31 protein-coding genes are annotated in these 24,784 nt (G+C 40.9%); 13 read left to right on the forward strand and 18 right to left on the reverse strand.

The annotated features are described in order from the left end of the window. Positions 1–66 precede the first annotated feature (66 nt). Positions 67–1,230: an endonuclease Q family protein gene (locus BR30_RS0104645; protein ID WP_026563999.1), complete on the reverse strand. Its 1,164-nt coding sequence runs from the start codon at positions 1,228–1,230 to the stop codon at positions 67–69. Next, positions 1,227–1,781 (reverse strand): NUDIX hydrolase, encoded by a 555-nt coding sequence (locus tag BR30_RS0104650; RefSeq protein WP_026564000.1) that lies wholly within the window; start codon positions 1,779–1,781, stop codon positions 1,227–1,229. The genes BR30_RS0104645 and BR30_RS0104650 overlap by 4 nt, the downstream gene beginning before the upstream one ends. A 70-nt stretch (positions 1,782–1,851) precedes the next feature. Here BR30_RS0104650 and mciZ point away from each other — a divergent pair, with 70 nt between their 5' ends. Together mciZ and BR30_RS0104660 are read left to right on the forward strand one after the other, a co-directional pair. Continuing rightward, complete coding sequence (gene mciZ / locus BR30_RS35670) at positions 1,852–1,983, forward strand: Z-ring formation inhibitor MciZ (protein WP_081825343.1); 132 nt, start codon at positions 1,852–1,854, stop codon at positions 1,981–1,983. Between the two features lie 63 nt (positions 1,984–2,046). Further along, positions 2,047–2,958: an aldo/keto reductase gene (locus tag BR30_RS0104660; RefSeq protein WP_026564001.1), complete on the forward strand. Its 912-nt coding sequence runs from the start codon at positions 2,047–2,049 to the stop codon at positions 2,956–2,958. 49 nt (positions 2,959–3,007) lie between these two features. On the opposite strand, the gene BR30_RS37665 is transcribed toward BR30_RS0104660, so the two are convergent. The 4 genes from BR30_RS37665 to BR30_RS0104675 all read right to left on the reverse strand — a co-directional run bounded on the left by BR30_RS37665 (position 3,008) and on the right by BR30_RS0104675 (position 4,892). Next, positions 3,008–3,148, reverse strand: coding sequence for a hypothetical protein (locus BR30_RS37665; protein WP_155928429.1), 141 nt, complete (start codon positions 3,146–3,148; stop codon positions 3,008–3,010). A 6-nt stretch (positions 3,149–3,154) separates the two neighbouring features. Beyond that, entirely contained in the window at positions 3,155–3,409 is a 255-nt protein-coding gene (locus BR30_RS0104665) for a YqkE family protein (RefSeq protein ID WP_026564002.1), read from the reverse strand. Between the two features lie 101 nt (positions 3,410–3,510). Continuing rightward, complete coding sequence (locus tag BR30_RS0104670) at positions 3,511–4,179, reverse strand: 3-oxoacid CoA-transferase subunit B (RefSeq protein ID WP_026564003.1); 669 nt, start codon at positions 4,177–4,179, stop codon at positions 3,511–3,513. Positions 4,180–4,202: 23 nt separating this feature from the next. Next, the gene (locus BR30_RS0104675; RefSeq protein ID WP_026564004.1) at positions 4,203–4,892 is read right to left on the reverse strand and encodes a CoA transferase subunit A; all 690 of its coding nucleotides are present in this window, start codon (positions 4,890–4,892) and stop codon (positions 4,203–4,205) included. A gap of 149 nt (positions 4,893–5,041) precedes the next feature. Between BR30_RS0104675 and BR30_RS0104680 the strand changes: the two genes are divergently transcribed. From BR30_RS0104680 to BR30_RS0104690, 4 genes are all read left to right on the forward strand, one after another. Next, positions 5,042–5,944 carry a hydroxymethylglutaryl-CoA lyase gene (locus BR30_RS0104680; protein ID WP_026564005.1) on the forward strand — a complete coding sequence of 301 codons (903 nt, stop codon included), beginning with the start codon at positions 5,042–5,044 and terminating at the stop codon, positions 5,942–5,944. 78 nt (positions 5,945–6,022) lie between these two features. Continuing rightward, positions 6,023–6,166 (forward strand): hypothetical protein, encoded by a 144-nt coding sequence (locus tag BR30_RS37255; RefSeq protein WP_197032290.1) that lies wholly within the window; start codon positions 6,023–6,025, stop codon positions 6,164–6,166. A 17-nt stretch (positions 6,167–6,183) separates the two neighbouring features. Then, complete coding sequence (locus BR30_RS37670; RefSeq protein ID WP_155928431.1) at positions 6,184–6,579, forward strand: hypothetical protein; 396 nt, start codon at positions 6,184–6,186, stop codon at positions 6,577–6,579. Then, a complete protein-coding gene (locus BR30_RS0104690) occupies positions 6,479–7,399 on the forward strand; it encodes an alpha/beta hydrolase (RefSeq protein ID WP_026564006.1) in 921 nt (306 codons plus the stop codon). The genes BR30_RS37670 and BR30_RS0104690 overlap by 101 nt, the downstream gene beginning before the upstream one ends. 20 nt (positions 7,400–7,419) lie before the next feature. Here BR30_RS0104690 and BR30_RS0104695 read toward each other — a convergent pair whose 3' ends face one another. Beyond that, positions 7,420–7,752, reverse strand: a complete 333-nt coding sequence (locus tag BR30_RS0104695) for an iron-sulfur cluster biosynthesis family protein (RefSeq protein WP_026564007.1) — start codon at positions 7,750–7,752, stop codon at positions 7,420–7,422. 150 nt (positions 7,753–7,902) lie between these two features. Here BR30_RS0104695 and BR30_RS0104700 point away from each other — a divergent pair, with 150 nt between their 5' ends. Beyond that, positions 7,903–8,109: a CDGSH iron-sulfur domain-containing protein gene (locus BR30_RS0104700; protein WP_026564008.1), complete on the forward strand. Its 207-nt coding sequence runs from the start codon at positions 7,903–7,905 to the stop codon at positions 8,107–8,109. A 39-nt stretch (positions 8,110–8,148) separates the two neighbouring features. On the opposite strand, the gene BR30_RS0104705 is transcribed toward BR30_RS0104700, so the two are convergent. Further along, a complete protein-coding gene (locus BR30_RS0104705) occupies positions 8,149–8,484 on the reverse strand; it encodes a YolD-like family protein (RefSeq protein ID WP_026564009.1) in 336 nt (111 codons plus the stop codon). Positions 8,485–8,501: 17 nt separating this feature from the next. Beyond that, positions 8,502–9,761, reverse strand: a complete 1,260-nt coding sequence (locus BR30_RS0104710) for a Y-family DNA polymerase (protein ID WP_026564010.1) — start codon at positions 9,759–9,761, stop codon at positions 8,502–8,504. Between the two features lie 158 nt (positions 9,762–9,919). On the opposite strand from BR30_RS0104710, the gene BR30_RS0104715 reads away from it, so the two are divergent. Next, positions 9,920–10,111 carry a YqzH family protein gene (locus tag BR30_RS0104715; RefSeq protein ID WP_026564011.1) on the forward strand — a complete coding sequence of 64 codons (192 nt, stop codon included), beginning with the start codon at positions 9,920–9,922 and terminating at the stop codon, positions 10,109–10,111. A 46-nt stretch (positions 10,112–10,157) separates the two neighbouring features. Here the strand turns inward: BR30_RS0104715 and BR30_RS0104720 are convergent, their stop codons facing one another. Beyond that, on the reverse strand, positions 10,158–10,955 hold the full coding sequence (locus BR30_RS0104720) for an SDR family NAD(P)-dependent oxidoreductase (protein WP_026564012.1): 798 nt from the start codon (positions 10,953–10,955) through the stop codon (positions 10,158–10,160). 30 nt (positions 10,956–10,985) lie between these two features. After that, the gene (locus tag BR30_RS0104725; RefSeq protein ID WP_026564013.1) at positions 10,986–11,948 is read right to left on the reverse strand and encodes an MBL fold metallo-hydrolase; all 963 of its coding nucleotides are present in this window, start codon (positions 11,946–11,948) and stop codon (positions 10,986–10,988) included. Positions 11,949–12,434: 486 nt separating this feature from the next. Here BR30_RS0104725 and proC point away from each other — a divergent pair, with 486 nt between their 5' ends. From proC to namA, 3 genes are all read left to right on the forward strand, one after another. Further along, on the forward strand, positions 12,435–13,280 hold the full coding sequence (gene proC, locus BR30_RS0104730; RefSeq protein ID WP_026564014.1) for a pyrroline-5-carboxylate reductase: 846 nt from the start codon (positions 12,435–12,437) through the stop codon (positions 13,278–13,280). 58 nt (positions 13,281–13,338) lie between these two features. Further along, positions 13,339–14,478: a glycosyltransferase family 2 protein gene (locus BR30_RS0104735; protein WP_026564015.1), complete on the forward strand. Its 1,140-nt coding sequence runs from the start codon at positions 13,339–13,341 to the stop codon at positions 14,476–14,478. Between the two features lie 81 nt (positions 14,479–14,559). Beyond that, on the forward strand, positions 14,560–15,579 hold the full coding sequence (gene namA, locus BR30_RS0104740) for an NADPH dehydrogenase NamA (RefSeq protein ID WP_026564016.1): 1,020 nt from the start codon (positions 14,560–14,562) through the stop codon (positions 15,577–15,579). Positions 15,580–15,628: 49 nt separating this feature from the next. On the opposite strand, the gene rnz is transcribed toward namA, so the two are convergent. Continuing rightward, positions 15,629–16,552: a ribonuclease Z gene (rnz, locus tag BR30_RS0104745; protein ID WP_026564017.1), complete on the reverse strand. Its 924-nt coding sequence runs from the start codon at positions 16,550–16,552 to the stop codon at positions 15,629–15,631. A gap of 283 nt (positions 16,553–16,835) precedes the next feature. On the opposite strand from rnz, the gene zwf reads away from it, so the two are divergent. Continuing rightward, the gene (gene zwf / locus BR30_RS0104750; RefSeq protein ID WP_035445068.1) at positions 16,836–18,305 is read left to right on the forward strand and encodes a glucose-6-phosphate dehydrogenase; all 1,470 of its coding nucleotides are present in this window, start codon (positions 16,836–16,838) and stop codon (positions 18,303–18,305) included. A gap of 48 nt (positions 18,306–18,353) precedes the next feature. Here zwf and BR30_RS0104755 read toward each other — a convergent pair whose 3' ends face one another. From BR30_RS0104755 to mce, 4 genes are all read right to left on the reverse strand, one after another. Continuing rightward, complete coding sequence (locus tag BR30_RS0104755; RefSeq protein WP_026564019.1) at positions 18,354–19,631, reverse strand: DNA polymerase IV; 1,278 nt, start codon at positions 19,629–19,631, stop codon at positions 18,354–18,356. A gap of 80 nt (positions 19,632–19,711) precedes the next feature. Next, entirely contained in the window at positions 19,712–20,833 is a 1,122-nt protein-coding gene (locus BR30_RS0104760) for a tripeptidase T (RefSeq protein WP_026564020.1), read from the reverse strand. Positions 20,834–20,977: 144 nt separating this feature from the next. Then, positions 20,978–22,528, reverse strand: coding sequence for an acyl-CoA carboxylase subunit beta (locus tag BR30_RS0104765; RefSeq protein ID WP_026564021.1), 1,551 nt, complete (start codon positions 22,526–22,528; stop codon positions 20,978–20,980). 1 nt (position 22,529) lies between these two features. Next, on the reverse strand, positions 22,530–22,943 hold the full coding sequence (gene mce, locus BR30_RS0104770) for a methylmalonyl-CoA epimerase (protein ID WP_026564022.1): 414 nt from the start codon (positions 22,941–22,943) through the stop codon (positions 22,530–22,532). Between the two features lie 163 nt (positions 22,944–23,106). Here mce and prli42 point away from each other — a divergent pair, with 163 nt between their 5' ends. Next, a complete protein-coding gene (prli42, locus tag BR30_RS36490) occupies positions 23,107–23,205 on the forward strand; it encodes a stressosome-associated protein Prli42 (protein ID WP_155928433.1) in 99 nt (32 codons plus the stop codon). A 41-nt stretch (positions 23,206–23,246) separates the two neighbouring features. Here prli42 and BR30_RS0104780 read toward each other — a convergent pair whose 3' ends face one another. Together BR30_RS0104780 and BR30_RS0104785 are read right to left on the reverse strand one after the other, a co-directional pair. Continuing rightward, positions 23,247–23,720, reverse strand: coding sequence for a L,D-transpeptidase (locus BR30_RS0104780; protein ID WP_051633458.1), 474 nt, complete (start codon positions 23,718–23,720; stop codon positions 23,247–23,249). 62 nt (positions 23,721–23,782) lie between these two features. Continuing rightward, entirely contained in the window at positions 23,783–24,778 is a 996-nt protein-coding gene (locus tag BR30_RS0104785) for an aromatic acid exporter family protein (protein WP_026564024.1), read from the reverse strand. Positions 24,779–24,784 lie beyond the last annotated feature (6 nt).

The following is a 24,784-nucleotide window of genomic DNA, read 5'->3' on the forward strand; positions in this document are numbered from 1 at the left end:
TGCTCAAAATCTAATAGATTTCAGAAATTAACCCCGATGGCTTTTTGCTACCGGGGTTTGTTTTACTTAATCTGAAATTTTTCCGTATTTCCCGCCGCCGCCAGCTGCTAGATTTACGTTCCCCTCTCTAGCTTTCAGGATTAGGTTGGCAATTCTTTCGGGGACGACTTCTTTCAAACCATCATATGGAACATCATGTAAAATCGCCATTTCGCTCCCAAAATGATCGACCAACTTCTCAAGTAAGCGAGGTCCTAAGCCAGGGATGAACTCAAGCGGGACCTGATGAATATAGGGCGGACGATCATCTGGCCCTTGAACAGCCGTTTTCAGTTCAAGGATTCTGTCAGCTACACCTTTAATAATCTTGGTATTCCCACATTGGGTGCATAGTTGATCGTCATCTGCTGCAGGATTTAGACACTCTGCACAAACTGTCCTATGATATTTACCAAGCAATGGATCAAGACCATAGTTTGCGATAATTTTCCGTCCATCTTCCTTCTTTAATGCTTTCTGCAACTCTAAAAATGTTGGTTCCTTCATCGCCATGACTTGGTATTCTCGGGCAATTTTTGCTAGGGAATGGGCATCAGAATTCGTTACAAAAGTATAATCATGCAACTCCTTGATTTGATCTGCCATATTCGTATCGGAACTTAATCCAAGTTCAACCGCATCAATCAAATCTGGGTCCAATACCTCAGTTAATGACTGATTGACACCTTTCCCATATAAACTCTTAAAAGGCGTGAATACATGAGCAGGAATAAAGATTCCACCTAACTCTTTCACCTTCTTTTGCAAAGTGAGGCCAGAGGCATAAATCCTTTGAGAGCTTAGATGAATATTTTTCAAGTGACCTGACAGCCATGTGGAGAACTCCCTCATGACGAAAAGATTCGGAAAGTAACTCAGTAGATGGATTGGACCATTGCATTGCTCATCATAAATCTCTAATTCCGAACCAGGAATAACCGTTAAATCACCAAAAACCAGGCCCCCGTCTGGATGCTCCACTACATCTCCACTTTCAATAAGACTTTCCATTTCGAGAATGACTTCAGGTGAATGACTATCAATGATTCCCACCATATTAAGCCCTTTCTCATGTCGTGCGTGTTCAATGATATTCGTAAACGTTAATGACTTGGCCCCAGTAATCTTTACCGGCTTCCCCGTCCAGGTACGGCCAATATGAATATGTAAATCTACATAGTAACGATTCATTTATTTTTCAACGCCTCTTGTAACTGTAAATACTGCACAGCGAAAATCGTTTTGGCATCATAGATTTTTTGTTCTTTCACATATTGAACCGCTTCTTCAAGGGTTAATTCTTCAAGATTAACAAACTCGTCTTCATCTAGTGCGGCTGCATTTTCTTTTTTAGTCAGCCCTGTTGCTACATAGACATGTACGAGTTCATCGGCAAATCCTGGCGAGGTGTAGAATGAGGTGAGCCATTCAAGGCTCTTACACTCATAGCCTGTCTCTTCTTCCAGTTCACGGCGTGCACAAAGGGCTGGTTCTTCACCCTTTTCTAACTTTCCAGCGGGAATTTCTACAATCGTCCGTTCCAATGCTTTTCTGTATTGCTCCACCATAACAACTTTTTTGTCATCAGTCAGCGCTAAAATAGCGACAGCACCCGGATGCTTAACGATCTCCCGCTTGGATTGTTTCCCGTTCGGAAGTTCGACCTCCTGTAAATGAAGACTAATGACTTTTCCGGAGAAAATCTCTTCGCTCTGGATTGTTTTTTCTTCAAGATTGCTCATAAGGGTCACTCCTGTTCTATTCCTATAATCTGCTCATACATTTTACCATACTTTAATTGGAGGGTATGTGATGAAGGTGTACGTACACGAAAAGGGAATCATTCTTGTTGGAAAAGGGTGGGAAATAGTGCAGAAACTAAAAGAATATAACAAAGACCATCTCACTGTTTCCGAATGGGTTGAAAAGGTCAATCAAAAATAATGCCTTTCGATTGTAGTCTGTCCTTTTCTTTATTAAAATTGTAGAAAAAGGACGGGTGATTTTTTGAAAAAGAGAAAACTGGGAAATTCAGATTTGTATGTAACAGAATTAGGGCTTGGTTGTATGTCAATTGGAACCGAGGAGAAGTCTGCTAGAAAAATTATTGAAGCATCGCTTGAGGAAGGGATCAATTATTTTGATACGGCTGATTTATATGATTTTGGTGAAAATGAAAGAATTGTGGGGGCAGCATTAAAAGATATTCGTGAAAATGTGATTATTGCCACCAAGGTTGGGAACCGCTGGAGTCAAGATAAGAAAGGATGGTCATGGGACCCGTCCAAGTCATATATAAAGGAAGAAGTCAAACAAAGTCTTAAACGACTGGGCACCGACTATATCGATCTCTATCAGCTGCATGGCGGTACAATCAATGATCCAATGGAGGAAACCATTGAAGCATTTGAAGAATTAAAAGCAGAAGGCTTTATTCGCTATTACGGTATTTCATCCATTCGTCCGAATGTCATTAGGGAATATGTGAAAAAGTCGAGTATCGTTTCAGTGATGATGCAATATAGTATCCTAGACCGCCGTCCTGAGGAAGAAGCACTTCCATTACTACAAGATCATGGTGTAAGCGTTGTAACCCGCGGACCGCTTGCCAAAGGCCTTTTAAGTGATAAAATGCTTGAGAAAGTAACCGATAAGGGTTATCAAGACTATAGCTTAAACGAACTGAATGAAGTCTTGCCAATGTTAAAGGAAAAGCTAGCGGACTCTCGCTCATTTACAGAGATTGCCCTTCAGTATAATCTCGCAAATCCTGTTGTTGCTTCTGTTGTCGCCGGGGCAAGCAGTCCAGAGCAAATTAGAAGTAATGCGAAAGCAGTTAGAAGTCAGCCACTATCTGCTGCAGAAGTTTCTCTTATTAAAGAATTAACGAAAGCAAGTATCTATAAAGAACATCGTTAAAGGAGAGCGTACAACCGCTCTCCTTTTTATCATTTCTTATTTGGCTGTTTTAAACTAGTCTGTTGATTTCCGTTCCAGGCGCTTCGCTTTCAGCGCCTGCGGGGTCTCCCCTGCCCCGTACTCCCACAGGAGTCTTCGCGCCTTCCACTTCAATCAACAGAGTGCCAAAATCAAAATTAACCTTTAACACAGTCTTTTATTTAAATTCCTTCCAATTCATGCCGCTTTCATTTAATAGTTCTTCAAAGGATTTGTTTTTTTCTTTTAATCTTCTTTCTTCCCGCTTTCTTTGTTCTTCTTCTTCTTTTCTTTTTTCATCTGCTGCTTTCAGCTGTTCCTGTTGTTCTTTTAATTGTTTAAATAAATTGGGATTGATCATATCGCCAAGCGTGACCGCTGAATCATCTTTTTTGGGTTTCGATTGATTTTTTTGTCTGTTTTGCTTTTTCATTCAAAATCCTCCGTTGTCAAAATTCATTTATATTATATCATGTCATCAAAAATGCCCACAGAAAAAAGCAGGCTTTATTTTTCTGCCTGCCCTTACATGGTTTAATAAGCTTCAATTTTCACATTTTCGTCCACTGATAATGCGGCTTCCGTAGAGTTGACAACTTCCTCAATCGTAAATCCTTTGGCGACTTCCACAAGCCTTAGACCCGTATCTGTAACATCCATGACTGCGCGCTCAGTGATAATCCGATTGACTACCCCTTTACCTGTAAGAGGCAGCGTGCACTCTTTCAATATTTTTGATTCACCTTTTTTATTTACATGCTCCATGATTACAATTATTTTTTGAGCTCCATGAACAAGATCCATCGCACCGCCCATGCCTTTAATCATCTTTCCTGGAATCATCCAATTCGCTAAATCGCCAGTTTCGGATACTTCCATTCCACCAAGGATCGCCAAATTGACATGGCCGCCCCGGATCATCGCAAACGATTCGGCGCTATCGAAATAGGCGGCACCACTTATCGCCGTAACAGTCTCTTTACCAGCATTGATTAAATCAGGATCCACCTCGTCCGCACCTGGATAAGGCCCGATGCCAAGAAGTCCATTTTCAGATTGCAATACCACTTGTTTATTAGCTGACATATAATTGGCAACCAAGGTTGGCATACCAATGCCTAGGTTTACATAAAAGCCATTTTCAATTTCCTTCTCTGCCCTGATTGCAATTCTCTCTCTGACAGAGACTTTTTCATTCACCATTGTACTCTCTCCCTTCCCCAAAACTATTTGCTCACTGTCAATCTCTCAATTCGTTTTTCCTGTGTTCCTTCGATGATTGTTTGGACATAGATACTTGGAGTATGAATAAAATTAGCATCTAATCCACCAATTTCATAAAGCGCTTCCACTTCTGCAATCGTTACTTTCCCAGCCGCCGCAATCATCGGATTAAAATTTCGTGCCGTTTTGTGGTAAACAAGATTTCCCATTTTGTCACCCTTCCACGCCCTCACAAGACTAAAATCGGCCGTTAGTGCCTCTTCTAGCAGGTATTCTCTCCCGTTAAAAATCTTCGTTTCTTTCCCCTCGGCAATTGGAGTTCCTACTCCGGCAGGTGTATAAAATGCCGGAATCCCAGCCCCACCTGCCCTAATTTTTTCAGCGAGTGTGCCCTGAGGCGTTAATTCTACCTCTAGTTCACCAGTTAAAACCTGTCTCTCAAACTCTTTATTTTCACCTACATAGGATCCAATCATCTTTTTGATTTGTTTATTATTTAGGAGCAATCCTAACCCCCACTCATCAATCCCACAGTTATTTGAAATGACCGTTAAATCCTTCACGCCTTTTTCTGCTAAGGCCAGAATCAGATTTTCCGGTATTCCGCACAACCCAAATCCACCAACCATCAGGGTAGCCCCATCATGAATATCGGCAACTGCCTCCTGGAAGGATGTACAAATTTTCTTCATTCTGTTTTCCCTCCTTCATCCTTTTTTCCTTTATTATTTCTAGTAAAATACGAAAAAATCCTTTTATTTTGTCAAAATTTCTATTATTCTTGCTTTTTTGAAATTAACACCACTACAATGAAAGTATGATTATCGGAGGTGGAAAATGAATGCTAAATTTACCTAAAAAGGTCACGATCATCGAGGTCGGCCCTCGGGATGGACTGCAGAATGAAAAGTTATTTGTACCAACTGTTATAAAAAAACAATTTATCGAAGAATTAAGGAAAGCTGGTATTCAAGAAATGGAACTCACGTCGTTTGTATCACCAAAATGGGTGCCTCAAATGAGCGATGCCGCTGAAATAGCAGCCGACTGCCTTGATGCTGATTCCAGAAATATTGTTCTAGCACCGAACCGTAGAGGGATTGACAGAGTATACTCTACCAATTGTCAAGCTGTTGCTGTATTTGTTGGCGTCAGCAATAGCTTTAATCTTAAAAATATTAATAAAACAACAAAGGATAGTATGACGGAACTTGTACCAATCATTTCTGAATTAAAAGAGAAGAATTATTTTGTCCGGGCCTGCATTTCTACCGCCTTTTATTGTCCTTATGAGGGAAAAATCAATGAGAGTGATACGATAAAGCTTTGCCAAGAATTTGTTGACGCAGGTGTTGATGAATTAAGCGTTGCCGATACTATCGGGATGGCAGCTCCAGATGAGTGCTTTGCTTTGTTTTCCCAATTGAAAAGTCTTTTTCCTCATACACTCTTAACTGCCCATTATCATGACACACGAAAGCTCGCCCTTGCGAACATTTTTGCCTCTCTCCAGGCAGGAATCGACCGATTCGATACCTCTGCCGGCGGGCTTGGCGGTTGTCCATTTGCACCTGGTGCTTCTGGAAATGTAGCAACAGAGGACGTGGTTTATATGCTTGAACGGATGGGGATTGATACCGGGGTTGATTTGAATAAGTTGATTGATGCAATTGAAGTCGTACGCCCTCATCTTTCCAGACAAATTGAAAGCGGATACTATCGCCTGCATGTGCAAACTGTTTAAATTTACTTTCAGTGAATAATCATTCTACTACTAATGCATCTTATTAATTGAGACTAACTTGAAGGGAGACTGATTATTTTGAGCCAAAAACGCGATAAAGGTTCCAGTCAAAAGGGAAAAAACTATGCTGAAACTGCAGGTGGAGGACAGCGGGTGATGGCCGCTGAAGAAGTCGAAAAAGCCATCCACCCTACCAAAAGGCAAAACTCAGAGCAATCATAACTTTTAAACTCAAGGCTGTGTCAATAGTTATTGCTGATATTTTAGCCATGTTGATTGGAGAGGAAAAGCGCGAGACTCCTGCGGGATTACTGTGGAAACCTCACAGTCGCTATGCACCGAGGAGGCGGTTAGTAACCGCCAACCGCACGCGCCTGAAGCGCAAATCAACATCCGAGAATAGCACAGCCAAACTCAAAAAGCCGCTCGTTGGTGTCAGCGGCTTTTTCTATGCTAAAATAAAAACTGTTAATTTATGGGCGCTGGGTGCTTATTTTACATATGTTAATATAAATACTACGGGAGGTGCCATTAATGAAGAAGGCTTTCCGAACCTTGTTCGTCTTGTTGTTTTTCTGGTTATCTCTTGGTTTGTATTTTACAAACCGTCTCATGTATATGAAAAAGAAGGATGAGGATTTAATTTTACGACGGGAGAAAGAGGCAGGCAGGTATAATCCCGAGGAATTTGAGTCCCTGCCGAAGCGGGAGATTGATATTCCTTCCCCTTTTGGTTATATGATTAAAGCTCTTCTTGTTGAACCGCACCAGACCAATCGTTATATTATTATTTCTCATGGTGTGACCGAAACGAAAATTAATTCGATTAAATACGCGAATCTGTTTTTAGCGCGAGGGTTTAATACGTTAATTTATGACCATCGCCGCCACGGGGAATCCGGCGGCAAAACCACAAGCTTTGGTCATTATGAAAAATTTGATTTAAAAACTGTCGTCGATTGGCTCAAAAAAGAAAAAGGACCTCAGCTTGAACTCGGTATTCACGGTGAATCGATGGGGGCCGCTACCATGCTTCTATATGCTGGGCTTCTTGAGGACGGGGCTGATTTTTATATTGCTGATTGTCCATTTTCGGATTTTAAGGAGCAGCTTGCCTATTTAATTAAAAAGGATTTTAAGCTCGTCCCTAGTCTTTTATTGCCAATCGGTGATGCACTTTTACGACTCCGAGACAAATATTCGATTCGAAATGTATCGCCGATTTCGGTTATTGAAAATATCAAACATCCAATTTTGTTTATACACAGCCAAAAGGATGATTTTATTCTCCCGACCATGACAAAGGATTTATTTGAGCAAAAAAAGGGGCCTAAAATGCTCTATTTAGCGGCTAACGGTCGCCATGCCCAGTCATTTAACGAAAACCGGGCTGATTATGAACGAGTGATTGATGAATTTTTACAAAAGTATGTTGACCATGCGTTGCCAAACTAAAACAGACTGTCCAAAATGGATCAGTCTGTTTTTTCTTTGATTATTAAACTCATATGGCCATTTAGGATTTGCTGCGGGCTTTTTAGTTGAAAGCAATTAGCCGTAGGGGAAAAATCAATTTTCATTTGCTCATCGAAAAAAACAGTTTTTGATTTTTCTACATAAATCGGTCGCTCATTTGTCTCAATCGCGATATCAGTAGTTTCTAATTCCGGGATAAACCACAAAGCCACTACCCCATTTACGGCACAACCACAGCCGTCGGTATCGTATTTTAATTTTAAGTACCCTTCTCGATCATTAATTCTCTCATTTATTTTTTCAGCTGCCGCTGTAGTTATAGTTATCTCCAAGTTTATTGCTCCCCTCTTTTTTAGCATATGGTGATTGTACCACAGGTTTGGTAAAGTTGTTTCTTCTTTGCTTATGGATTTAGTTGATTTTTCCTTCTATTCCATTTAATCTCATAATTATTAGGAATTTAAAATAAAGGGGTGCTTTTCATGTCAAAAACACAAATCAAAGTAAACGATAACGGGTCACTGAGAATTACAGGTGATGTGGAATTATTAGATGGCGAGGGCAACGTCTATACAACAAAGCCATCCTTTTCCCTCTGCCGCTGTGGTTTGTCCAATAACAAACCATTTTGCGACGGCTCACATAAAGGAAAATTTCAATCCCAGGTGCGGCTGCCTAAAGAAGAATAAGAACAAACAGAGCGGCTTCATAATACGAAGCCGCTCTTTCTATAATTCTGTCAGCCGAATGTCAGCAATGGTATCCATCGGAATCCGGTGCACTTCTTCAAAGCGGTTCAGCACATGAAGCCGTTGGGTCAGTTCGTCCCAGTAATGGATTTTGCCAATCACGATTTCATAGTTCCGATTCCGGTAATGGGTGATGGTAACATATTGATCATATTCAATCGCTTCGGACAAAATCTCGTTCATCAATTCCAGCTGCTGTTCATCCATTTCTCGTTTCTGTTCATACCGGTCTTCCTTCACCCAATCCCTGAGTAGTTTCACGTGCTCAGGAAGCATCATCGATGTCCATTTGATCCTTCCTCGATCACGAATCATACGCCTCTCCTTCTTTCCTATCTTTTATGTCCGCCGACAAGTGTAGCCCGGTGCTTAGCAGTTCCGGCAGCGGTATAAGAAACAGCGCGCAATAAGGAACCTGAGCCAAAGCGTCTACGCACCGTATCTACCACATAGCCCAGCTCACGCCGCTTATAGGCACCCATGTCGAAAAGGTCAAGCTGGAGCTCGAGGTCATCAACAATATTGCTGATGGCAATCGAAATCTGCCGTACTGTCTTTCCGGTATAATGCTCATGAAATAATTCAAGACAAACACGATAAAGCTCCATCGTCACATTTGTTGGCTGTCCAATCGTTCTCGAGCGATGAAAACCGCCGCCAAATTCGTCCTGGCTATAGCCAACTCCGAGACTAATCGTTCTCCCTGCCTTTCGATGCGTCCGTGCCCGCCTTGCTACTTCCTCACACATTTCTAAAATGACCGTCTTAATTTCCGCTTCCTCTTTATAGTCCCTTAACAGAATTTGACTTTTCCCAAAGCTAATCTGCCCTTGAATAAGCGGTGCACCCAATTCAGAGAGATCAACACCCCAGGCATGATAATAAAGCTGGTTTCCCATGATGCCAAATTTCTTTTCCAACGTTTCTAAATCATAGCGGGCGAGCTGACCGACAGTAAAAATGCCCATCCCATTTAATGTTTTTTCCACGCGCCTGCCGATCCCCCACATTTCTCTAAGCGGCGACACATTCCAAAGCTTGGTTTGGACATCTTCATACGTCCACTCGGCCACTCCTTTTTTCTTGGCATCAAGGTCAAGACATAGCTTCGACAGTAGCATGTTCGGGCCAATTCCAACAGCACATGGCAACTGAAACTCCCGTTCGATATCATTCTTTATTTTTTGGGCGATCGTGCGGGCATCCCCCCACAACTGCATCGCACCATCCACTTTAATAAAGCTTTCATCGACGCTATAGACATGGATGGCTTCTTTTGGAACATAGCGGTTAAATACACGGGAAATTTCTGTGGCAATGCGCAAATACGTTGCCATTTTGGGCTCAACAATTTGAATCCTAGGGTCTTTAGGAATCTCGAACATCCGGGAACCCGTTTTGATGCCAAATTCTTTTTTCATCCGCGGCGAAGCAGCAAGGACAATACTTCCCTGCCGCTCTTTTTGACCGACAACAGCTAAATAACATTCCATTGGGTCAAGGCCGTGCATGACAGCCGAACAACTGGCATAAAAACTCTTCATGTCCACACATAAAATTTTATTTTGCGGCAGTACGCTGTAATCCACCATGACTAATCCCTCACAACTTAAATATCGAACGTTTGTTCCTTTTTAGTATATTCACTATCATAAGCGAATATGCGTTCGTATTCAATGGAAATTTTTTGACACTATTTCGTTTATGGAAGTCGGATAAAAAATAGTATAATGTGTGTGAGGTGCTTGTTATGGATAAAAAACTAGTCGTAAAGATGATAAAAAATTGTTTTAAACAGTATTACGAAGCGGACTCCATGCCTATTGGAGAAAAGGATTTGGAGGTGCTCACGAAGCGAATTTTCCAATTAAAAGAGGACGAACCAACTGCAAACTTATATGAGGTCATCAATGATACGGTGTATGAATTTTTAACAGGCTAATGATCAAAATAAAAAAAGCCCCTGAAAAAGAGGCTTCACATAATTCCTATTTCTGATTAAAAGCGCGTCTGCCAATCCGCTCAAACAACCGAGGGAAGAGTACGTACACAACGCTCCCCATATTCATCCAACGCGGCAAATTGATCTCCCTTGTTTTCGTCAGCATGCTGTCCACGACCTTCTCGGCGACATACTCGGGCTTGAGCATAAATCTCTGGACATTTTTAACATAGGTGCCTTTTTCGTCGGCAATATTAAAAAAATTGGTAGCGATTGGGCCAGGATTCACGGAGGTCACAAGTACATTAAAATCTGCTAATTCCATCCGCAGTGAGTTTGTGTAACCAAGAACCGCATGCTTTGAGGCTGAATAGACACTCGATTTAGGTGTGGCAATTTTCCCAGCTTGGGAGGCAATATTAATAATATGGCCAAAACGCCTTTCACGCATTTTCGGCAGCACCATGCTTGTACAGGCCATCAGCCCAACCACATTGACATCAAACATGCCTTTAATTTCATCCAATGTCGCCAAGTGGGCTTCACGGAAGACTCCAAAGCCGGCATTATTAACAAGGATATCAATATCCCCGATTGTATCGAAAATCCGTTGAAAAACCTTCTTTATCTCAGCTGTATCCGACACATCCAACTGATAAACATCTACTTTAACGGGATGCTTTTGCTCAAGATCCATTCGCAATTGCTCGAGCTTACTAATACTTCGGGCTAATAGCACAAGATTGGCACCGCTAGAAGCACAAAGCTTGGCGATTTCCGCTCCAATCCCTCCTGATGCACCAGTTATCACGATATTTTTACCTTTTAATTGTTCCCTAACCATTTCTACACCTCATCTGAGTTGATTCCAAGGCTAAATTTTAGCCTGAAAAAGAACAGGATTCGTCCCCTTACTACTAATCTCCCCAATAGATGATAAATAGTCAAGTTGTGCGACGGTTTCGGAAATGGTCAGCATCAGTTCACGCTGGTAAACAGTCGGAAACAAGCGTTTACAAATTTCAAATACGGTCAACTCTTCTTCTTTTAACCAGCTATGAACCGTCATGGCCCGCTCGTGCTGCCGCACCAATCGTTTATCAACCAACTCTGCTAACTTATAAACTTCCTCCCCATGACCAGTGTAGACACATTGAATGGGATATGAAAGCAGCTTCTTCATCGAGTCATTATGCTGCAACAGTGGCTTCGGTCTTTTTGTTTCACCAGGGGCTGGAGGCTCTAACAATGGATTGGGAGAAATATGTGCTAAAATCAAATCTCCGCCAATTAAAATTCCATCCTTTTCCCGGTAGAGGGCAATGTGGCTTTGGGCATGACCCGGTGTTTCAATGACCTGCCATTCATGTAGCCCAGGAGGTCTCATTCCCTCAACAAGATGTCCAGTCAATGAGCGGTTGCAAGAATATTTCAATGTTTTTCTTAAATCTGAAAGCAAAGGAAAATATTCCTCAGGCAGACCGAACTCTAGAAAATGCACACGGAAAAATTCTTCTTGCTCTTGAAAAAAGACTTCAGTGGGATGAATCCATCGTTCATTCAGTTGATGACCATATACTTCTAAGGAGTCCGGAAAAAAATCAAGCATACCAACATGATCAGGGTGATGATGCGTTAGAATCACCTGCTCGATATCAGCAGGACTTAAGCCTAAATCCCCCATTTGAACTTTAAGTGACTCCCAAGACTGTTCCGTTTTTACTCCAGCATCAACAAGTGTTAATCGCTCGCCTTTAATCAAATAAACATTGACATCCCCGACCGCAAAAGGAGTCGGTACCGTAATTTTTGCAATTCCGTCTTTCCATTTTGTCATTCCTAAATCCCCTTATCATTATTTTCGAATAAAGAATCCATTGATATAGATATGAACATTATGTGACATTTATTATATATACTAAAGTGTAGCGACTTTTTAACCAATTGTCATTATTTCTGCATAATTTTTTAGAAAAAATAAAAAATTCACTAAATTTATCTATTGACAGATGGGTTGTTTATCTTGCATAATCTAGTAAAAATTTGATTCGCTAAAGCGATGAATAAGGCCAGTAAATGAGAAATGGCGAAAGAGAGTGAAGTTCGACGGCTGAAAGACTTCACCGCCCTCTTAATCATTGAACCTACCTTAGGAGCACTTAGGAAAACCTAACGCACATCCGGCGTTATCGGATTCGAGTGAACCCTTCTTAAAATTTAAGCAAGGGTAAATGAAGGTGGTACCACGGAAGCTAGACCTTTCGTCCTTTACGGATGAGGGGTCTTTTTGTTTTATTTAGGAGAATAAAAAGGAGGAATATACATGAAAAAAATCGCAATTATTGGCGCAGGATCGATGGCTGAAGCATTCATTTCAGGAATTCTTGAAAATGGTTTTATTGATAAAAAAAATATTTGGATTACAAACAATTCTAATCAAGAAAGATTAGCTACCTTAGAAACACGTTATGGTATTCGAACGACTTATAATTTGAATGAACTGTTCGATCAAACAGACATTGTGATGTTAGCCATGAAACCAAAGGACGTCGCGACTGCCATTCAATCGATTCGTGAACACTTAACTGAGGATATGCTCGTCGTCTCTGTCTTAGCAGGTGTATCCATGGATACCATTGAAACATTGGCAAGAATCCCACTTGCGATTGTAAGGTCCATGCCAAATACCTCGGCAGCTGTTGGAAAATCGGCCACTGCTGTTGCCGTGAACCATCGTGTTACCGAGCAGCAGTTAGAAACAACAAAAACCTTATTTGGAACCGTCGGCTTGGCTTCCGTTGTGGAAGAAGAACAGTTAGATGCCGTAACTGGACTTTCCGGGAGTGGTCCCGCCTATATTTATTATCTAATTGAAGCAATGGAGAAAAGTGCCGTTGAAGTAGGTCTTGAAAAAGATATGGCCAGTGAATTGATTGTTCAAACACTTCTTGGTGCAGCAGAAATGGTCAAAAACTCAAGTAAATCCTCTACCCAGCTGCGTAAAGACGTAACAAGCCCTGGCGGAACAACAGAAGCTGGGATTCGAGTGCTTGAGGAACATGGGGTCCAAGAAGCTTTCATTTCTTGTATCAAAGCGGCAACGGCCCAATCTAAAAAAATGGGAACTGAATTAAGTACTAAGCTTCAAACTGCCGACCAACCTTCCTAAATTGGATTTTTGCCTTTATTACATTAAACTAGTAAAAAAGGCTAGGGAAGTGTCATGCATGCTAACGATCTTATTTTCATTAGGAATTCTAGTCTGGATTATCTTTCTTATTGACGGAATGATTGGTTTGCGAAAAATAGATCCATTAGAAAAAGAAGAAGGCTTAGAGCAAGGATCATTGTTGTCTGTAGTGGTGGCTGCCCGTAATGAGGAAAAGCAGATTGCTGCAAGCATCCTCAGCCAGTTAGAGCAAACCTACAAAAATGTGGAATGGATTCTCGTCAATGATCGGTCCACTGATGCCACAGGTACTATCATGGAGGAATTAACAAAAAGAGACCCGCGCGTAAAGGTCATCCATATTGAGAAATTACCAAAGGGCTGGCTTGGGAAGAATAACGCCTTATACATGGGTGTATGTCAGGCTTCAGGTAGATGGCTATTGTTTACCGATGCTGACATACAATTTGAAAAACAAGCATTCGCAAAAGCTCTCCATTATTTTGACAGGAATAACTTGGATCACCTAACTGCAGCGCCAAACTTAAGCGCAAAACGGTTTTGGTTAAAATCATTTGTTGCCTTTTTCCTGTTTGGCTTTTCATATTTCAAACGTCCGTGGTTGGCCAACAACCCCAAATCAAAGATTGGAACAGGTATCGGCGCTTTTAATCTTGTTTTAAAAGAAGCTTATGAGTCTTTTGGAACACATGAAAGAATAAAAATGCGCCCGGATGATGACTTGCAGCTCGGGATGAAGATGAAAAAGGCTGGTTATCGACAAAGTATCGTGACTGCATTACATTTAATCGAAGTAGAATGGTATGGAAGTTTAAAGGAAGCTTTCATCGGCCTAGAAAAGAATACATTTGCCGGATTACACTACCGAATCAGCATGGTGATTTTTGCGATTCTCGGGGTTTTTATCACCAACGTTCTGCCCTTTGTGATGATTTTTTCCGGTAACAAGACGGTTGCCCTATTATCCTTCGGAAATATAATGCTGAGCGGAATACTTTATGTAATGGTCATAAAAAAATTAACCTTATTCTCCCCGCTCATGTTTTTGGTATTGCCAATAACAGCCATGCTGTTTATTTATTCGATTATCCGGGCAAGCCTTCTAACCTTTAAGCGCGGCGGTATTGTTTGGAGAGGAACCACCTATCGGTTAAGCGAACTCCGGGAAAAAGAGTAGAAACTGGATTTTTTCAATAAAACATTCCTTTTGCTATACTAAAAAAGGAATGTTTATTAATGAATTCGGGAGGCTTCTAAAATGGCAGTAAAACTATTTTCCCCCTATACCATAAAGGGAATCACACTTAAAAATCGGATTGTCATGGCACCGATGTGCATGTATTCGAGCCATAACGAAGATGGCCATATACAAAACTGGCATCGCACTCACTATACAACCAGAGCCGTCGGTCAGGTTGGTCTGATCATTGTGGAAGCAACATCAGTAACACCCCAAGGAAGGATTTCACCTAGAGATTTAGGTATCTGGAGCGATGAGCATGTTGAAGGCTTTACTGAGCTTGTTGGTCAAATGAAAGAGCATGGTGCTAAGACTGGGATTCAGCTCGCCCATGCCGGCAGGAAAGCCGTATTAGAAGGTGAAATTCTTGCCCCTTCTGCACTAGCTTTTAATGAAAAAATGAAAACACCAAAGGAAATGTCCAAAACAGATATTGAAGAAACAGTCGAAGCATTTAAAAAAGGTGCGGAGCGTGCAGGAAAAGCCGGTTTCGATGTGATTGAAATCCATGGCGCTCATGGGTATCTTATCAATGAATTTCTTTCGCCGCTATCCAATAAAAGAGCCGACGAATACGGTGGTTCTGCTGAGAACCGCTACAGATTCCTTCGTGAAGTGATTGATGCAGTGAAAACCGTCTGGGAAGGTCCATTATTTGTGAGGGTTTCCGCACATGATTACCACGAAGAAGGGTTAACTCCAAATGATTACATAACTTATAGTCAATGGATGAAAGAACAAGGTGTCGATTTAATCGATGTAAGTTCTGGTGCGGTTGTCCCTGCCCATATTGACGCATATCCTGGATACCAAGTAAAATACTCCGAAACCATTAAGAATGGTGCTAGTATTCCCACAGGCGCCGTAGGGTTAATTACTACAGGGATTCAAGCGGAGGAAATTTTACAAAATGAAAGAGCGGATTTAGTCTTCTTAGCTCGTGAATTACTTCGCGATCCATATTGGCCGCGGACTGCAGCCAATGAACTTGATGTAAGTATCGAAGGACCTAAGCCATACGAACGCGGCTGGATTTGAACTGTTTAAATCAAACGCACTTACCTATTTTGGTAAGTGCGTTTTTATATTACTTAAGTGGCAGGTTTATTTCTTTAAAATCCTCAGCAATATCCGTATTCGGAAATACTTCCTTCGCCTCATCCACTAGTTCTTGCCAAGCATTTCGATCATAACGTGAGCTTATGTGGGTTAGACATAACAGCTTACAACCGGCCTTCTTTGCAACATCTGCAGCCTGATGTGTGGTTGAATGAAAATAGTCATGGGCCAGCTTGTCCTCGTTAGCAGAAAAAGTCGCTTCATGGACCAAAAGATCGGCATGCTTAGCCAATGAAATTGCATTTTCACAGTAGCGGGTATCACCTAAAATCGTAACGATTCTCCCCTTCTGTTCCGGACCAAGAAACTCAGTTGGATCAATCTTCCTGCCATCATCGAGGGTTACAGCTTCACCATTTTTAATTTTTCTAAAGATTGGCCCCGGCTGGACCCCTGCTTCTTTCAATTTATCAGCAAGTAATGTTCCAGGCCTGTCCTTTTCTACTATCCGATACCCATAGGAAGGAATACCGTGATCGAGCCGGCGGGATTCCACCATAAACTGCTCATCTTCAAAAATAATTCCCTCTTCGATTTCAATAACAACTAAAGGATATTTCAAATAAGTCTGGCTTATCGATAGGCTGACATGAATATAGTCTTTTATCCCTTTGGGGCCATAAACTGTTACTTCTGATTCCCCGCCTTGAAAAGAGCGGCTCGATAATAATCCTGGCAGCCCGTAGATATGATCACCGTGAAGGTGCGTAATAAAGATTTTTTCTATTCGCCGTGGTTTTATGGAAGTATGCAAAATTTGATGCTGTGTAGCCTCACCGGCATCAAATAACCAAACCGCCCCCCGCTCCTCAAGCAATTTCAGTGCAATAGACGTGACATTGCGGAGTTTTGCCGGCATTCCAGCCCCTGTTCCTAGGAAAAAGATATCCACAATAATAAACTCCTCTCAAATTCCGTTCATTTGTTTCCAATATTGATAATATAGCACAAACAGATATAATTTTCCCCTCCAAGGACAGCTAGTGAAAAGTGAATATCAGGAATTATTATGTAAAAAATAAAAGAAATTGTCTAATTTCGTTGTATTATTTTTGCGAAGTCTAGTCGAATGAGATAAAATCAAACATTATGAACATAAGGTTATTATGCATTTTTACATAAAAAGAAAAGAGGTATTTACTTTGGAGCAAACTGGAAACATGACTTCATTAATTATGATTTTTGGTGCAACTGGTGATTTAGCAAAACGGAAGTTGTTTCCTTCCCTTTACCGGTTATTTGAGAAAGGAAAATTAACTAAATTTGCGGTGATTGGGGTGGCAAGAAGATCGCTATCCAATGATGAATTTCAGCATTCAGTCAAAGATTCGGTCATCTCAGCCTTAGGAAATAAAGATAAGATTGATGATTTTATCTCGCATTTTTACTATCAATCGCATGATGTTAGTGATTCCAACTCTTACGCATTGTTAAAAAATTTAGCGGATGAGATTGATCAAAACTATCATTTAGAAGGCAATCGTATCTTTTACCTTGCCATGGCTCCTGAATTTTTCGGAACGATTGCTTTGCACTTAAAATCAGACAAACTTACAGAGGTAAAAGGTTATAAACGCCTCGTCATTGAGAAACCATTCGGACATGACTTAGAATCTGCCATCGAGTTAAATAGACAAATTAGAAGTGCATTTAAAGAAAAAGAAGTATATCGTATCGATCATTATTTAGGAAAAGAAATGGTGCGGAATATAGAAGTAATACGATTCGCCAATGCTATATTTGAACCGCTTTGGAATAATCGTTATATTTCAAATATTCAAATTACCTCTAGTGAAGTACTCGGGGTTGAAGAACGGGGCCGTTATTATGAAACAAGCGGCGCCCTTAGAGATATGCTTCAAAACCACATGATGCAAATGGTAGCCTTGCTTGCGATGGAACCACCAATCAACCTCTCCACCGATGAAATTCGTTCCGAAAAAGTTCGTGTATTTCGTGCACTTCGGTCGGTTGAGGGAGAAAAGGTAAATGATTATTTTGTACGCGGCCAATACGGTGAGGGTACGGTTGAGGATGTTCAAGTACCTGCTTATCGTGATGAGACGATGGTGGACAAAGAATCAAATACAGAAACCTTTGTTGCTGGTAAAATCATGATTGATAATTTCCGCTGGGCTGGTGTTCCATTCTACATTCGGACAGGGAAACGGATGTCAACAAAATCGACCAAAATTGTCGTTCAATTTAAAGATATTCCGATGAATTTATATTATCAAACGGAAAAAATGTTAAACCCAAATCTCCTTGTAATTCATATTCAACCTGAAGAGGGAATTACATTACATCTAAACGCAAAAAAAGCAGGCGGACACTTAGATGCTCAGGAAGTAAGAATGAGCTTTGCCAATACCGGCATCCATGCGATGAATACTCCTGAAGGCTATGAGAAGCTTCTTTACGATTGTATGCGAGGCGATGCCACGAATTTTACCCATTGGGATGAAGTGGCCTATTCTTGGAGTTTTGTTGATAAAATTTCGGCAGTTTGGGAAAACACGAAGGCTGAAAACTTTCCTAATTATCAATCCGGGACCACGGGACCGAAAGAGGCGGATGAGCTTTTAGAAAAAGACGGCTTCTTCTGGTGGCCGGTAACAGCTTTAGAAGTAGATATGTGTAAATAAGGTCCTACAAGAAAGCACCACTTTGTTATCGATACAAAGCGGTGCTTTTTAGTATGGATCATGATTTTTATTGGGAAAGTTGCGAAGAAAATCTTTATTGAAGCTCGTCCCCGTACCGATATTATCGGAAGAAGAAGATTGACGCCCGGCGGCATTTTCGATGATTTTTTTACCGTACTTTTCACGAAGACTGGACAGTGTATTAAGTAAAGGCTCTTTTTTGGCATCCTTTTCATAGGAAAATAAATCTAGCTGTTTAAAGGCATGGTCATGATCCACTAAATCATTGCCTGTAATTCCTAACAGCCTAACAGCGTCTCCATTCCAAGCTTTTAGAAAAATCTGCTGTGCAAAGGAAGAAATGTCCTCATTTTGATTAATAGGATTGGGAAGTTTTTTACTTCTGGTAATCGTTCTTCGATCCTTGTAGCGAATAGTTATTCCAAGTGTTCCAGCTAAAACCTTCTTTCGCTTCAGCCTTACGGAAACAGTTTCCGCTAATGATGTTAACACACGAAATAGTTCCTGCTGATTGCTAACGTCACGAGGAAGGGTTGTTGAATTGCCGATGCTTTTAAATTCCTCAATTGCTTCCGGGTCAACAGGTCGATGATCTATCCCATTGGCTCTTTCTTTTAATCGAATTCCATTAATCCCAAGTAGTGTTTTTAGTTGAATCTCATTTCCTTTTGCTAACTCACCAATGGTATGAATCCCAATCGTCTGTAATTTTTCGGCTGTCTTTTTTCCGACGCCATGCATTTCGTTTGTGTTCAACGGCCAAAGAACTTTGGGAATATCACGTTTTCGTAGAATAGTAATTCCCATTGGCTTTTTCATATCGGATGCGGTTTTCGCTAAAAATTTATTAGGTGCTATCCCTATACTGCAAGGAATATCTAGTTGTTCTAATATCCTTTTTTGAATACTTTCAGCGATTTCGATCGGACTCCCCTTTTCAAAGCTTTCTGTTATATCTAAGTATCCCTCATCAATCGAAACAGGTTCAACAATTTCTGTATAGTGTCTGAGAATTTCAAACATAGCAATAGAAACGGCACGATAGCGCTCAAAATTCGGTTTCATGACAATTAACTGGGGACAAAGCTTTCTCGCTTCCCAAAGCGCCATCGTTGTTTTGACACCAAATTTTCTTGCCTCGTAATTGCAGGTGACAATAATCCCTCTTCGTTCCTCCACATTTCCAGCGATTGCAAGTGGTTTCCCCTTCAGATTAGAATCATAGGCCATTTCGACGGATGCATAAAAGCTATTCATATCTACATGTAAAATGACTTTTCCGTTTTTCGGGTACATTTCCTTCATGCTGGCACTTCCTTAACACATTTTCTTCTCTTAGTATATCAAAAAGGAGAACCTACAGTTAGGTTCTCCTTTCCATTAGATTATTGATTTGCCACTTCATCGATAATGGCAAGTGTCATTTCTGCCAGCTTATACAATTCTTCCACTGGCATGCGTTCGTTGGTTGTATGAATTTCTTCATAGCCAACAGCTAGATTGACAGTTGGAATATTAAAGCCAGCAAATACGTTGGCATCACTGCCGCCGCCGCTATGCTGAAGCTCACAACTACGGCCGATTTTTGCAGCAGCCTTTCGAGCCACTTCGACAACATGGTCGCCTTCTCCAAATTTAAAGCCTGGATACATGACTTCCACATTAACTTCGGCTCTCCCGCCCATTTCTGCTGCCACTGTTTCAAATGCTTCCTTCATTTTGCTTACCTGGGCTTGCATTTTTTCAGGAATCAGTGAACGGGCCTCAGCTAAAATATCCACACGGTCACAAACGATATTGGTTGCTTGACCGCCCTCAAAGCGTCCAATGTTAGCAGTTGTTTCGTGATCGATTCTTCCTAACGGCATCTTCGCAATCGATTTTGCTGCAATCGTAATCGCAGAAACACCTTTTTCAGGTGCAACACCCGCATGAGCTGTTTTACCATAAATAATGGCTTTTACCTTTGCTTGTGTTGGAGCAGCTACAACTACATTACCAACTAAGCCATCGCTATCCAATGCGTAACCGAATTTTGCTTTCATCAGTGAGGAATCAAGTGCTTTTGCACCGACAAGACCGGACTCTTCCCCAACGGTAATCACGAATTGAATCAAACCATGTGGGAGGTTTTGTTCTTTTAACTGACGGATGGTTTCAAGCATAACAGAAATTCCAGTTTTATCATCGGCACCTAAGATTGTTGTGCCATCCGTAACCACATAGCCGTCTTTTACAGAAGGCTTTACACCTTTAGCTGGTGTAACAGTATCCATATGACAAGTAAAATAAATCGGGTCAACACCCTCTTTAGTTGCCGCTAGCGTACAAACTAGATTGCCTGCACCGTGCCCTGTCACAGCAGTCGTATCATCTTCAAACACTTCAAGACCAAGTTCTGTAAATTTTTGTTTTAATACCTTGGCAATTTCAGTCTCAAATTTTGTTTCTGAGTCAATTTGCACAAGTTCTAAAAACTCATTCAATAGACGTTCCTGATTAACCATTATATTGAACCTCCAATTATGTACTCACTATTGTCCAGCTCCAGCGCCTAGGTCGCTTTCGCTTTTCCTATTTTAGTATACCTTTTAATAAAAGTATCATCAAATGATAGAGAGCACATCCAAAAAGGTTAAAAAAGAGTTTAATTAAAGCGGAATATTTCCGTGCTTTTTATAGGGCCTTGACTCTTTCTTGTTTCTAAGCATTTCTAAACCTTGGACAATTTTCATTCTAGTTTCACGTGGGTCAATGACATCATCGACCATCCCTCTGCTCGCTGCCACATAGGGATTGGCAAACTTTTCACGGTATTCATCAATTTTCTGCTGTCTTGTCAGTTCTGGATTCTCACTATTGTTAATTTCCTTAGCAAAAATAATATTAGCGGCCCCTTGAGGTCCCATAACCGCAATTTCAGCATTCGGCCAGGCAAATACCAAATCAGCACCAATTGATTTACTATTTAACGCAACATAGGCACCGCCATAAGCTTTTCTTAAAATCACTGTTAACTTCGGAACGGTCGCCTCGGAATAAGCAAATAAGATTTTTGCCCCGTGACGAATGATTCCCCCGTGTTCCTGCTTGACTCCAGGGAAGAAGCCTGTCACATCCTCAAACGTGATGATTGGGATATTAAAAGAATCACAGGTTCTGATAAAGCGAGCCGCTTTATCAGAAGAATCGATATCCAAACCGCCAGCCATCACCTTTGGCTGATTACAAACAAGGCCTACAGATTCACCTTTAATTCGTGCAAATCCAACAACAATATTTCTAGCAAAATCCTTTTGAACTTCCATGAAACTATTCTCGTCAACCACTTGCTCGATGACATTGCGGACATCATACGGACGGACCGTATCAAATGGAATAACATCCATTAAATCCGGACGATAATCTTCGTCATCCTGTACCTCAAACCTAGGGGCCTTCTCCTCATTATTCTGCGGAAGATAGCTTAACAGCCTGCGGACGTTTAGTAACACCTCTTCTTCTGAATCCGCCTGAAAATGGGCATTTCCACTAATGGAGCTATGCACATTCGCCCCACCCAATTCCTCTGCTGAAATCTTCTCACCTGTCACTGTTTCGATGACTTTAGGTCCAGTAATAAACATTTGACTCGTTTTTTCCACCATAAATACAAAATCAGTAATCGCTGGTGAATAGACTGCACCGCCCGCACATGGGCCCATAATTACCGATATTTGCGGAATGACACCGGAATAAATCGCATTTCGGTAAAAAATATGTCCATACCCATCTAATGAGACAACGCCTTCCTGAATGCGTGCCCCACCGGAATCATTTAAACCGACAAACGGTGCTCCATTTTTCGCTGCTAAATCCATCACATTAGCAATCTTCTTAGCATGCATTTCCCCTAATGCCCCGCCAAAAACAGTAAAATCCTGCGAAAAAAGATAAATGGGACGACCGTTAACTTTCCCGTATCCAGTCACCACTCCGTCCCCTGGACCCTTTTGTTCATCAAGGCCAAAATCATTCGTACGGTGCTCAATGAAAGGATTTAACTCAAAAAATGTTCCTTTGTCTACTAAAAGATCAATTCTTTCTCTAGCAGTCAGCTTGCCTTTTTGATGTTGTTTCTCGATTCTCTCATCGCCGCCGCCCAACTCAACCTCTCTGCGTTTATCATACAACTCATTTATTTTTTCATAGATGTCTATCATTTTACCCCTTCATCCCTTTCTTCTCACAAAGTTCGAATAAAACCCCAGATGTCGATTTTGGATGCATGAAAGCGATATTTGCCCCACCTGCCCCAGGTCTTGACTGCTCGTCAATCATACGTATCCCTTGTTCCTTCATTTGGTGAATTCTTTCTTCAATCGAGTCCACCCCGAGGGCAACATGGTGAATTCCCTCACCGCGTTTTTCGATAAATTTGGCGATGGCACTTTCTTCAGATGTAGGCTCAAGTAGTTCAAGCTTTGTACTGCCCGCCTGTAAAAAGGCAACTCTTACCTTTTGAGTATCCACCTCTTCGATTCCAATCAAAGGCAAATTTAACACATCAGTATAAAAAGGAAGCGCTTTCTCGATAGACTTCACCGCAATTCCAATATGGTCGACTTTTTTAATCATTTTTTACCCCTCTGTTCTAAATATTAAAATTTATTCGACAATAATCTTATTCGTTAAAAAGTTCATAAATCCTTCCTTAATTACTTAGTTGTTCCGTTGTTCATTTTTGCATTTCCTTGTACAATATAAGTAAAGTTTCAATCTGCTAAGGGAGGTACCCATTTTGAAAAGTAAGAAAACGAGAAAAATCATTGTTTATTTAATGTTATTTGCTATGCTTGCCTCAACACTACTCATTGGAATTGGTCAATTTCTGTCATAATATAAAAAAAGGGACTGTTCCCATTTGAACAGTCCCTTTTCCTATTTAATTGCTCCATGATCTTTTGCAAGTGTCTCATATGATTTTTTGGAAGAAATCACTAATACTTTTGTTCCTAATGGAATGACGGGAAATAACGAGGTAACCACTTCATTTTGAGTGCGGATACAGCCTTGAGAGACATATTTTCCGATTGAAGCTGGCTGATTCGTTCCATGGATGCCATAGGTTCTGCCATCGGTTCCCTTTGCATCAAAGCCAATCCATCTTGCTCCCAGTGGATTCTTAGGATCTCCTCCAGGGATATTCCCTTTCCGAAAATAAGGTTCTTTGGCCTTTACCGTAATGGTAAAAAGACCTTCAGGCGTCAACTCTTGTGTTTTTCCCGTCCCGACACTTACAACCGTTTGTACTTTGTTTTCATTAATAAAAGCCATTTCATTTTTACTTTTATTCACAATAAGAAATGGATCGCCTGGCATAGGGTTTGGCCCCAATGGCCAAAGTGGTGACATGAAAAAAGCAATCAGGATTGGCGATAAAATTTTTATCAAAGCAGCCACCTGCCTTTTTTTCCCTAGTTTGCTTCAATCTTCTTCTGTTCATTCACTTTAGCCGTTGTTTTTATTCCCTTATATGAACTTTTAATAATCAGATATTCGTTCATTTCATTTACTAGCTGCAGCAGAGCAGCCCGCGTTTCAAATTCTTCTCTTGTCTTTGGGAGCTCCATTTCCTCAAATTCCTTTTTCATTTCTCTTAATTTTTCAAGATAAATATAGGCTGTATTACCAGGATGGACATTTTCAGAAAGTTCTTCTAGAAACTCAGCTACCATATGCCCCTGCTTTACCGTTCGAGTAATGGAGGTAACAATAGGTAAAACACGTTCGATAATTTCAAATTGCTTTTGTCTCATTTTAAAATAATGAAAAAATATATTCTCATCTCGTAAAAAATGATTTTCAACATCCTGAAGGGCTATTGCTATTGCTTCATCAAGCAGACGAGCACCCATCGTAATCTCTTTTCCATCCCAATTACTATCCCCAGTCCGTAAATAACGTACCATTTCAACAAAGATGATTTTAAAATTCTCCTCGATCTCACTTTGATAATCCTTTAGTTTTTTATCGACACTTGGCATATAAAGATTAATAAGTAATGCGACCCCAATTCCAATCGTGATTACCCCAAGCTCATTTAGAAAAATGGCCAAGGTTATTTTTTTTGCCATATAAATATGTAAAATAATAACACTGCTTGTCACAATACCGTCAGGCGCCTTCAGCATGACTATCGTCGGAATAAAGAAAAATAACATAATCCCAATTACAATTGGATGATAGGAGATTCCCTCGAAAAAAACGGCAGAAAAAGGCATCGCTAGTACACAGGCTAAAAAACGAGCCCATGCCGTACTGAGCGACCTCCGCTTTGTCACCTGTATACATAGTATGGTAAGTATTCCTGCAGAAGCAAAGTTCTGCAGTCCTAACTGCTGAGCAAGTAAAATTGAAATGGCTGTCCCAACAGCTGTTTTAATTGTCCGGTATCCAATCCGAAATTTCATAGTTAC

The organism is Bacillus sp. UNC41MFS5 (assembly GCF_000686805.1).

Coding starts and splice junctions, on each gene's coding strand:
- BR30_RS0104755 (WP_026564019.1), bottom strand. CDS start 19,631: ATGAAGGAAATGTACCCGAAAAACGGAAAAGTCATTTTACATGTAGAT.
- BR30_RS0104680 (WP_026564005.1), top strand. CDS start 5,042: ATGCTAAATTTACCTAAAAAGGTCACGATCATCGAGGTCGGCCCTCGG.
- BR30_RS0104725 (WP_026564013.1), bottom strand. CDS start 11,948: ATGACAAAATGGAAAGACGGAATTGCAAAAATTACGGTACCGACTCCT.
- BR30_RS0104705 (WP_026564009.1), bottom strand. CDS start 8,484: ATGATTCGTGATCGAGGAAGGATCAAATGGACATCGATGATGCTTCCT.
- proC (WP_026564014.1), top strand. CDS start 12,435: ATGAAAAAAATCGCAATTATTGGCGCAGGATCGATGGCTGAAGCATTC.
- BR30_RS0104700 (WP_026564008.1), top strand. CDS start 7,903: ATGTCAAAAACACAAATCAAAGTAAACGATAACGGGTCACTGAGAATT.
- BR30_RS0104760 (WP_026564020.1), bottom strand. CDS start 20,833: ATGGTTAATCAGGAACGTCTATTGAATGAGTTTTTAGAACTTGTGCAA.
- BR30_RS0104720 (WP_026564012.1), bottom strand. CDS start 10,955: ATGGTTAGGGAACAATTAAAAGGTAAAAATATCGTGATAACTGGTGCA.
- BR30_RS0104645 (WP_026563999.1), bottom strand. CDS start 1,230: ATGAATCGTTACTATGTAGATTTACATATTCATATTGGCCGTACCTGG.
- mciZ (WP_081825343.1), top strand. CDS start 1,852: ATGAAGGTGTACGTACACGAAAAGGGAATCATTCTTGTTGGAAAAGGG.
- BR30_RS0104675 (WP_026564004.1), bottom strand. CDS start 4,892: ATGAAGAAAATTTGTACATCCTTCCAGGAGGCAGTTGCCGATATTCAT.
- BR30_RS0104715 (WP_026564011.1), top strand. CDS start 9,920: ATGGATAAAAAACTAGTCGTAAAGATGATAAAAAATTGTTTTAAACAG.
- BR30_RS0104780 (WP_051633458.1), bottom strand. CDS start 23,720: ATGTCACCACTTTGGCCATTGGGGCCAAACCCTATGCCAGGCGATCCA.
- BR30_RS0104735 (WP_026564015.1), top strand. CDS start 13,339: ATGCTAACGATCTTATTTTCATTAGGAATTCTAGTCTGGATTATCTTT.
- BR30_RS0104785 (WP_026564024.1), bottom strand. CDS start 24,778: ATGAAATTTCGGATTGGATACCGGACAATTAAAACAGCTGTTGGGACA.
- BR30_RS0104670 (WP_026564003.1), bottom strand. CDS start 4,179: ATGGTGAATGAAAAAGTCTCTGTCAGAGAGAGAATTGCAATCAGGGCA.
- BR30_RS0104710 (WP_026564010.1), bottom strand. CDS start 9,761: ATGGTGGATTACAGCGTACTGCCGCAAAATAAAATTTTATGTGTGGAC.
- BR30_RS0104765 (WP_026564021.1), bottom strand. CDS start 22,528: ATGATAGACATCTATGAAAAAATAAATGAGTTGTATGATAAACGCAGA.
- mce (WP_026564022.1), bottom strand. CDS start 22,943: ATGATTAAAAAAGTCGACCATATTGGAATTGCGGTGAAGTCTATCGAG.
- BR30_RS0104650 (WP_026564000.1), bottom strand. CDS start 1,781: ATGAGCAATCTTGAAGAAAAAACAATCCAGAGCGAAGAGATTTTCTCC.
- zwf (WP_035445068.1), top strand. CDS start 16,836: ATGATTTTTGGTGCAACTGGTGATTTAGCAAAACGGAAGTTGTTTCCT.
- namA (WP_026564016.1), top strand. CDS start 14,560: ATGGCAGTAAAACTATTTTCCCCCTATACCATAAAGGGAATCACACTT.
- BR30_RS0104690 (WP_026564006.1), top strand. CDS start 6,479: ATGAAGAAGGCTTTCCGAACCTTGTTCGTCTTGTTGTTTTTCTGGTTA.
- BR30_RS0104665 (WP_026564002.1), bottom strand. CDS start 3,409: ATGAAAAAGCAAAACAGACAAAAAAATCAATCGAAACCCAAAAAAGAT.